Genomic DNA, 4376 nt, shown 5'->3' with positions numbered 1-4376 from the left:
TGACACGGCCGCTTTCGATATCCCATAGCCAGGCACCCAGGCGTGCGCCGTTGAGCGCGGCCAGCAATTGTGGGGCGTTCTGCCAGGCCTGCTCGGATTCCTGCGGGTCGGCCGCAGGTATTCGCGGCAGGCGCAAAAAGCGGTTCACTGTTTTGGGCATCGGTACCAGACCTTTGGCGTAAGACGCGTCCTTGGAGTTGGAAATGCCGGGCTGACGGCCGGTCAGGCGGACCCCGCGTGGCTGTCGAGCAACGCCATGAACGCCCTGGCCGCGTTCGACAGCGTACGCTCCGTGTGCAAAATGTAGCCTAGCTGGCGCGACAGCTGTATGCCGGGCAAGGCGATGGGTGCAACCTGTTCATCGAGCATGGTGCGCGGCAGCACGCTCCAGGCCAGGCCGATCGATACCATCATCTTGATGGTTTCCAGGTAGTTGGTGCTCATGGCGATGTTCGGCGCCAGGCCCTGGCTTTCGAACAGGCGCTGGACGATATGGTGGGTAAACGTGTTGCCACCGGGGAACACCGCCGGGTGGCGGGCGACATCGGCCAGGCTCACTGCCTGGTTGTTGGCCAGCGGGTGCTCGGGCGCCGCGACGAAATCCAGGGCGTCGTCCCATACCGGTACCGCCTTGACCAGGTGGTGCGGTTCGGGCGCCAGGGTGATCACGGCAATTTCGGCGCGGCCATGAAGAATTTCGTCGTAGGCCTGTTCTGAATCCATGAACTGAATATCCAGTGCTACCGCTGGGTATTCGCGGGTGAACGCCCGTAAAAGCGGGGGCAGGCGGTGTAGACCGATATGGTGGCTGGTGGCCAGGGTCAGCCGACCACTCACTGCCCCGTTCAGGTTGGTCAGCGCCCGTCGGGTATCATCGAGGACGTTGAGGATCTGGTAAGCGCGTGGCAGCAGTGCCCGCCCGGCCTCGGTCAACGTCACTTCGCGCCCTAAACGGTCGAACAGGCGTACGTCCAGCTGCTGCTCCAGGCCCGCGATGCGCTTGCTGATGGCGGGCTGGGTCAGGAACAGGCGTTCCGCTGCCCCGGAAAAGCTGCCGCTTTCCGCAATAGCGATAAAGGCACTAAGGTTGGCCAGGTCCATGGTTTGGTATTCCTTTTGGCTATCCAAAGCATAAAAATTATGAATTTGAGTTATTCAATCTAACCCCATAGCATCGTCCATACAAGCCAAGGGGTTTTTGGCACAGAAAGACGCTGATGAGGAACAGTCTGATGGCTGGCAAAACGCTCTACGACAAACTCTGGGAAGCCCATGAGGTCAAGCGCCGTGATGACGGCTCGTCCCTGATCTACATCGATCGCCACATCATCCACGAAGTGACATCGCCCCAGGCCTTCGAAGGCCTGCGCCTGGCCAACCGCAAACCGTGGCGCATCGACGCCAACATCGCGACGCCGGACCACAACGTGCCAACCACGCCGGAGCGCAAGGGCGGCATCGAGGCCATCGTCGACCAGGTGTCGCGCCTGCAGGTGCAGACCCTCGACGAGAACTGCGACGAATACGGCATCGTCGAATTCAAGATGAACGACGAGCGCCAGGGCATCGTCCACGTCATCAGCCCGGAGCAAGGCGCCACCTTGCCGGGCATGACCGTGGTCTGCGGCGACTCGCACACCTCGACCCACGGCGCGTTCGGGGCCCTTGCCCACGGTATCGGCACCTCCGAGGTCGAGCACGTGCTCGCCACCCAGTGCCTGGTCGCCAAGAAAATGAAGAACATGCTGGTCCGGGTGGAAGGCGAGCTGCCGGCCGGCGTCACCGCCAAGGACATCGTCCTGGCCGTGATCGGCAAGATCGGCACCGCCGGTGGCAACGGCCACGCCATGGAATTCGCCGGCAGCGCCATTCGTGCGCTGTCGATGGAAGGCCGCATGACCATCTGCAACATGTCCATCGAAGCCGGTGCCCGTGTGGGCCTGGTGGCCACCGACGCCACTACCGTTGCCTACGTCGAAGGGCGCCCCTACGCGCCGAAGGGCGAGCAGTGGAAGCAGGCGGTCGAAGCGTGGAAAGACCTGGTGTCGGATGACGATGCGGTGTTCGACACAGTGGTCGAGCTGGATGCCAGCCAGATCAAGCCGCAGGTCAGCTGGGGCACTTCGCCCGAGATGGTCCTGGCCGTCGACCAGCGCGTACCGGACCCGGCCGCCGAAGCCGACCTGGTCAAGCGTGGCTCGATCGAGCGTGCCTTGAAGTACATGGGGCTGACGGCCAACCAGGCCATCACCGACATCAAGCTGGACCGCGTATTCATCGGCTCGTGCACCAACTCGCGCATCGAAGACCTGCGCGCGGCGGCGGAAATCGCCAAGGGCCGCAAGGTGGCCGCCAGCGTCAAGCAAGCCATCGTCGTGCCGGGTTCGGGCCTGGTCAAAGCGCAGGCCGAACGTGAAGGCCTGGACAAGATCTTCCTCGAAGCCGGTTTCGAATGGCGTGAACCAGGCTGCTCGATGTGCCTGGCGATGAACCCGGACCGCCTGGAGAGCGGCGAGCATTGCGCGTCCACCTCCAACCGCAACTTCGAAGGCCGTCAGGGTGCCGGTGGGCGTACCCACCTGGTCAGCCCGGCCATGGCCGCCGCTGCCGCGGTAGCCGGTCATTTCATCGATGTTCGCGAGTTGATCCAAGGGAGCGCAGCATGAAAGCCTTTACCCAGCACACTGGCCTCGTCGCACCGTTGGACCGTGCCAACGTCGACACCGACCAGATCATCCCCAAGCAGTTCCTCAAGTCGATCAAGCGCACCGGCTTTGGTCCGAACCTGTTCGACGAGTGGCGTTACCTGGACGTGGGCCAGCCCTACCAGGACAACAGCAAGCGCCCGGTCAACCAGGAGTTCGTGCTCAACTATCCACGCTACCAGGGTGCCAGTGTGTTGCTGGCGCGGGAAAACTTCGGTTGCGGCTCCAGCCGCGAGCACGCCCCCTGGGCGCTGGACGAGTATGGCTTCCGCAGCATCATTGCGCCGAGCTTCGCTGACATCTTCTTCAACAACAGCTTCAAGAATGGCTTGCTGCCAATCATCCTCAGCGATGAGGAAGTGGACGAGTTGTTCAAGCAGGTGGAAGCCAACCCGGGCTACCAGCTGACCATCGACTTGCAGGCCCAGGCGGTGACCCGCCCAGACGGCAAGGTGCTGCACTTCGAGATCGATGCCTTCCGCAAGCACTGCCTGCTCAACGGCCTGGACGATATCGGCCTGACCCTGCAGGACAGCGATGCGATCAAGGCCTTCGAAGGCAAGCACCGTGCTGCGCAGCCTTGGCTGTTCCGGGATGCCTGAATGATGTAGCCGAGTTCGCTGGCCTCATCGCCGGCAAGCCAGCGCCCACAGGGTTCCCACAACTTTCAGGCTGTGGTGCTGCTGTGGGAGCTGGCTTGCCGGCGATAGCGCCCGTAGAGCCAACCCAGAACCAAAAGGATCGAGACATGACCAGCAGCCAACACACCGACGTGGTCCAACGCCAGTTCGGCGAACGAGCCAGTGCCTACCTCAGCAGCGCCGTACACGCCCAGGGCAGTGAATTTGCCTTGCTCCAGGCCGAACTGGCAGGGCAGGGCGCCGCCCGTGTGCTGGACCTGGGCTGCGGTGCCGGGCATGTCAGCTTCCACGTTGCGCCGCTGGTCGCCGAAGTGGTCGCCTACGACCTGTCGCAGGCCATGCTCGATGTGGTCGCCAGTGCCGCTGCCGAGCGCGGCCTGGGCAATATCATCACCGAACGCGGCGCGGCCGAACGCCTGCCGTTCGCCGATGCATCGTTCGACTTCGTTTTCAGCCGCTACTCGGCCCACCACTGGAGCGACCTGGGCCTGGCCTTGCGCGAAGTGCGCCGGGTGCTCAAGCCAGGCGGCGTGGCGGCGTTCATCGATGTGATGTCACCGGGCAGCCCGCTGCTCGACACCTACCTGCAAACGGTCGAAGTGCTGCGCGACACCAGCCACGTGCGCGATTATTCCGCCGCCGAATGGCAGCGCCAGGTTAGCGAAGCCGGTTTGCACGTGCGCAGCCACACTCGCCAGCCGCTGCGCCTGGAGTTTTCCAGCTGGGTCGAGCGCATGCGTACCCCCGAGCCGATGCGCGTGGCTATCCGCCAATTGCAGCAAGCCATGGGCGAAGAAGTACGGCAGTATTATCAGATCGACAGCGATGGCTCGTTCAGCAGCGATGTACTGGTGCTGTGGGCAGAGCGATAAGTTTTTTTCGGTGGGGCCCGCTTGGCCGCGCCGTGTGAATGGATAGAGGAAAGCATGAGCAAGCAGATTCTGATTCTCCCAGGTGACGGTATCGGGCCGGAAATCATGGCCGAAGCGGTCAAGGTGCTGGAGCTGGCCAACGACAAGTTCCAGCTCGG

General features: G+C 63.0%; 5 protein-coding genes. 4 read left to right on the top strand and 1 reads right to left on the bottom strand.

The window, feature by feature from the left end; all coding sequences use genetic code 11:
- Positions 1-222: 222 nt before the first annotated feature.
- A complete protein-coding gene (locus APH30_RS26130; protein WP_054914148.1) occupies positions 223-1101 on the bottom strand; it encodes a LysR family transcriptional regulator in 879 nt (292 codons plus the stop codon).
- Positions 1102-1232: 131 nt separating this feature from the next.
- Between APH30_RS26130 and leuC the strand changes: the two genes are divergently transcribed.
- The 4 genes from leuC to APH30_RS28940 form a co-directional block, all read left to right on the top strand.
- Complete coding sequence (gene leuC, locus APH30_RS26125) at positions 1233-2666, top strand: 3-isopropylmalate dehydratase large subunit (RefSeq protein ID WP_009681665.1); 1434 nt, start codon at positions 1233-1235, stop codon at positions 2664-2666.
- The gene (gene leuD / locus APH30_RS26120; protein WP_009681664.1) at positions 2663-3307 is read left to right on the top strand and encodes a 3-isopropylmalate dehydratase small subunit; all 645 of its coding nucleotides are present in this window, start codon (positions 2663-2665) and stop codon (positions 3305-3307) included. Before leuC ends, leuD begins: the two co-directional genes overlap by 4 nt.
- Before the next feature lie 146 nt (positions 3308-3453).
- Positions 3454-4218 (top strand): class I SAM-dependent methyltransferase, encoded by a 765-nt coding sequence (locus APH30_RS26115; protein ID WP_054914147.1) that lies wholly within the window; start codon positions 3454-3456, stop codon positions 4216-4218.
- Between the two features lie 54 nt (positions 4219-4272).
- On the top strand, positions 4273-4376 hold a 104-nt coding region (locus APH30_RS28940; RefSeq protein WP_156326704.1), incomplete at its 3' end, for an isocitrate/isopropylmalate family dehydrogenase.

Source organism: Pseudomonas sp. NBRC 111127 (assembly GCF_001320345.1).
Lineage (GTDB): Bacteria > Pseudomonadota > Gammaproteobacteria > Pseudomonadales > Pseudomonadaceae > Aquipseudomonas > Aquipseudomonas juntendi.
This window is presented reverse-complemented; position numbering and strand designations above follow the sequence as displayed.